Genomic DNA, 4,235 nt, shown 5'->3' on the forward strand with positions numbered 1-4,235 from the left:
CAGAACCTATCTGAGGATACAGAACCTATCTGAGGATACAGAACCTATCTGAGGATACAGAACCTATCTGAAGATACAGAACCTATCTGAAGATACAGAACCTATCTGAAGATACAGAGCCTTCTGAAGATACAGAGCCTTCTGAAGATACAGAACCTATCTGAAGATACAGAACCTTCTGAAGATACAGAACCTTCTGAAAATCAAGATACGCAGGCTTCGGCTGTTGGAGTGAGAATCTAAACTCTATGGCTACCTTCAAGCGTATGCTGGCCCATCGGCGAATTAGCTCATTTTGATTGGCGAATGAGGTCAATGCCCTGATTTCTGACATTGCCGACTGCTTTTCCAACCGCATACCATTCGAAGTCAGCTACCGGCCTACAGGCGTTTCGGGCAATTTCCTCAGCCTTTGACGCGTTAAGTCCTGGCTCGATCCATCTTCGTGCATCGCTGGGTGAGAGTACAACGGGGCGCCGGTCATGGATGTCTACCATCCCCGAATCACTCTCCGCAGTCATGACCACGAACCCATCTCCCTCATTAGGCTCGAGCCCTGAATGAACCTGGGCGAGCGCCGCAAAAAACATCGGCTTCTGGCTCTTGAGTCGAATGTAGTACGGCTGCTTTTTCTTTGGGTCGTCCGGATCCTTAACCCACTCAAACCACCCATTGGCTGGAGCCAGTGCTCGCCCATTCGGCCAAAGCTCTTTGAAAAACTTCCCGGTCATCACGGTTTCGACACGCGCATTGATCGGCGTCGGACGTTTGCCTTTGGCCCAGAACGGTGCCCATCCCCAACGCACTTTGTCGACGCTCAGGCCCTGCTCGGTTGGACGAATGATCTCGACGCGGGTTGATGGGGCGACGTTGTATCGCTCGATAGGCCAAAGGTCATATCCGTTTATGACCAACTGCTCTGGCGCAAGCTCCTTGAGGTAGTGGTCCATAGATACGTAGATCGAATACCGTCCGCACATGATGCCACCCCTGATGTCATTCGTCGAAAATGCCCGTCCTTACGATTGACCGCGCAAAGACCACAGAGTTAACTGTATATGCATACAGCATCCTAACCACAAGGTCTTTCCCATGAGCGTAGTCATTCTCGGCCCACTGTCTGAAGGGGGTGTCAAACTCCCGTTGTACTCGTTTCAGGTGCCAGCAGGATTTGCTTCCCCTGCCGTCGATTACATTGAGAAACACGTGTCTCTCGATGAAATGGCTGAGGTGCGTGCGCCGCATGTGTACCTGGCGAAGATCCTCGGAGACAGCATGGTAGGGGCTGGGATCTACGATCAGGATCTGATCGTCGTCGACCGCAGTCGCGACGCTGAGCATGGGGAGGTTGTGGTGGCAGCGCTGAATAACTCCGATCCGATGTGCAAGCGGCTCTACATGAAGGATGGAGTGGTGATGCTCAAGTCGGAAAACGGCGCGTATCCGACTCGGCACATTCTGGAGGGTGACAACCTGGTCATCTGGGGCGTGGTCAATTTTAATCTGCACCGCCTTGGAAAGGTTTAATCCGGTCTTCGCGCTGATCGACTGCAACTGCTTCTATGCGAGCTGCGAGCGCGTCTTCCGTCCAGATCTGGAAAAGACCCCTATTGTTGTGCTCAGCAATAATGACGGGTGCGTCATTGCTCGCAGCTACGATGCCAAGCCGTTTGTGAAAATGGGCGCTCCTTACTTTCAGATCAAGGATGTGCTGCGTCGGCATGGCATCAAGGTGTTCAGCAGTAACTACGCGCTTTATGGGGACATGAGCGAGCGTGTCATGTCGATCATCGAGTCCATGGTGCCCGCCACTGAGGTTTACAGCATCGACGAAGCATTTGCGGACCTGACTGGTATCCCTGGAGATCTCACTGCGTTCGGTCGTCGCATACGTTCATCTGTCCTTAAATGCACTGGCATCCCTGTCGGCGTGGGCATAGCTCCGACCAAAACCCTGGCCAAGCTTGCCAATCACACTGCAAAGCGTCTTCTGGCCCAGACAGGTGGTGTGGTTGATATCTGTGACCTGCATAAGCGGAACTGGGTGCTGCGCAACACAGCGGTGTCTGAAGTGTGGGGTGTGGGAAGAAAGATGAAAGCTCACCTGGAGGCAATGAACATTCGCACGGCGATGGACCTAGCCACTACGGATGCGCGGACCTTGTGTGATCGATTTAGCGTCGTCATAGAAAAGACTGCTCGTGAGCTGGCCGGTACTCCATGTTTGGAACTGGGCGAGGCCGCGCCGCCAAAGCAGGAGATCTGCTGCAGTCGGATGTTCGGCCAGAGGCTGACCACCATCGAGCCGATCAAAGAGGCTGTAGCCACTTACATACAGCGTGCTGCTGAAAAGCTTCGTTCGCAGAACTCGCTGTGCAAGAAAATTCGCGTCAGCATCCGCACCGGCATGTTCAATCCGGAGGAGGCCAAGTATGCCAATGGTGCGTTGGTTGAACTGCCTTATCCCACTAACGACGTGCGGTTAATGACGAAGGCTGCAACAGAAGCGGTGAATCGTCTGTTCAGGTCGGGCTTCAAGTACAGCAAGGCAGAGGTTCTGCTGCTGGATCTCCGCCAGCCCGGTGAATTCACTGATGACCTGTTCGCGGCTTCTCAGCCTGTGGCTGCAGAGAAGGTCATGAGCGTTCTGGACGAAATCAATACTCGCTGGGGCAGGGGGACACTGCGCACGGGAAGCGTGCCGGCCAATCCGGAGTGGGCCATGCGCCGGGAGATGATGAGCCAAAGCTTCACAACTAGGCTGGATCAACTGTGGACCGTGAGATGTGATTGATCCTTTTTCCTCAGCACCATTACGCCAGGCGAAAAAAAGACCTTTAAAATCAAGGTCTTTTTTCAATTCGGTGGTGCCCCGAGGGAGCGCCACCGGGAAGTTGATTGCGGCATTAGCGTTGGTTCGTTCGTGCGCCAAGGTCAACCTCTGCTTCTACAATTCGCTTGAGCCACTCCCAGCCTTGATAGGGGTCGCCGCGTCCTCGCAGGTGCGTGTACCGTCGTAAAGAGTTCCAGTCACGATGGCCTGATACGCTCGATACCCTGGGGATGTCCCAGTCCATTTCGAAAAGTCTGCTTATGCCGTCATGTCGCATGTCATGAAAGTGCAGATCTTTCAGCTCTAGGTACTTACAAGCTCGTGTGAATGCGGCAGAGATCGAATCTGAGTTATAGGGAAAAATCTCTGTGCACCCTTTAGGCATGCTCTGCAGGATCGCCCAAGCTTCATCAGGAAGGTGGCACCAGACGTCGTTGCCGATCTTTTGTCCGGGATTTTTCATGTCTCTCACCAAGACCGCCTGGCGTTTTTCATCCAGATCTTCCCATCGAATTCGGGTGATTTCTTCCTGTCTCCGCGTGGAAAATATCGCGAACCCCAGCACTTTGGGCATATTGATCGACGAAGGCTTACGTATTTGCATCTCAAAAAAATGAGTGAACAGGGCGTCGAGTTCACCTTTAGAAGGTCTCCGCGTACGCTCTTTGCTCTTGCTGACCATTCCTAGCTTACGCAGGACGATTCGCGCATCCGACATTGCATGAGGGGCAACGTCATATCCCCATGCTGGCTTTGCCACAGACAGCACCGCTCCTAGGTGCGACAGATCATTGCCTACAGTTTGCGCCTGAACACCCCCGCCTTCCTTGCCCATTCTCCACTGCGCATACTCAACCAGCTTCTGACTGGTCAATGCTGAGTCGGCTACCTCTCCCAGCCAGCTTTCACTGATGGCATTGAGGGTTGCCCGCTTTGTCTTGCCCAAAGGGCGAACTTTCTCGTACTCATCAAGGTATCGATCAATCATCTGTTTGACGCTTACGGTCTTGCGGTTCAAGCGCTCTATCGCACCTGGTGCGGCCAGCTCGGCCTCACGTCGTTTCATCCACGCTTGAGCGACCTGCTTGCGGTCGAACGTTTGGGTTTCCTGATAAACTGGCTGACCGTCTCGATTGATCCGTATCTGCGCACAGTAGGCAGTAGTGTTGTCCTTGCGCTTGCGTGGTCTGATCGTGCCCATTTTTGAGTTGGTACATTTCCGGTTCGGGTTGGTACATTGTACCAACTGCTTTGGAAAAACAAGCAAAAATGGCCATAAACCGCTGTATAAAAGATCAGTATATATGAGTCTCGAAAAATCTCCGAACCCAGTAAATGCGGGAGAATCAAGGCAGCCGCTGTCCCGTCGCTTCTCCGTTGCGCCGATGATGGATTGGACCGA

Annotated in this window: 4 protein-coding genes; 2 read left to right on the forward strand and 2 right to left on the reverse strand. The window is 53.2% G+C overall.

Annotation, left to right across the window (positions count from 1 at the left end; all coding sequences use genetic code 11):
* Positions 1 to 290 precede the first annotated feature (290 nt).
* Entirely contained in the window at positions 291 to 980 is a 690-nt protein-coding gene (locus tag AO065_RS00070; RefSeq protein WP_004881166.1) for an SOS response-associated peptidase, read from the reverse strand.
* A 112-nt stretch (positions 981 to 1,092) separates the two neighbouring features.
* Here AO065_RS00070 and AO065_RS00075 point away from each other — a divergent pair, with 112 nt between their 5' ends.
* Both AO065_RS00075 and umuC read left to right on the forward strand, forming a co-directional pair.
* Positions 1,093 to 1,527 carry a LexA family protein gene (locus tag AO065_RS00075; RefSeq protein ID WP_004881169.1) on the forward strand — a complete coding sequence of 145 codons (435 nt, stop codon included), beginning with the start codon at positions 1,093 to 1,095 and terminating at the stop codon, positions 1,525 to 1,527.
* A complete protein-coding gene (gene umuC, locus AO065_RS00080) occupies positions 1,514 to 2,794 on the forward strand; it encodes a translesion error-prone DNA polymerase V subunit UmuC (RefSeq protein ID WP_032650709.1) in 1,281 nt (426 codons plus the stop codon). Before AO065_RS00075 ends, umuC begins: the two co-directional genes overlap by 14 nt.
* 112 nt (positions 2,795 to 2,906) lie before the next feature.
* Here the strand turns inward: umuC and AO065_RS27620 are convergent, their stop codons facing one another.
* Positions 2,907 to 4,034 carry a tyrosine-type recombinase/integrase gene (locus AO065_RS27620; RefSeq protein WP_004881174.1) on the reverse strand — a complete coding sequence of 376 codons (1,128 nt, stop codon included), beginning with the start codon at positions 4,032 to 4,034 and terminating at the stop codon, positions 2,907 to 2,909.
* Positions 4,035 to 4,235 lie beyond the last annotated feature (201 nt).

Origin of the sequence: Pseudomonas viridiflava, assembly GCF_001642795.1 — a bacterium.
In the GTDB taxonomy this organism is placed as follows: domain Bacteria; phylum Pseudomonadota; class Gammaproteobacteria; order Pseudomonadales; family Pseudomonadaceae; genus Aquipseudomonas; species Aquipseudomonas viridiflava.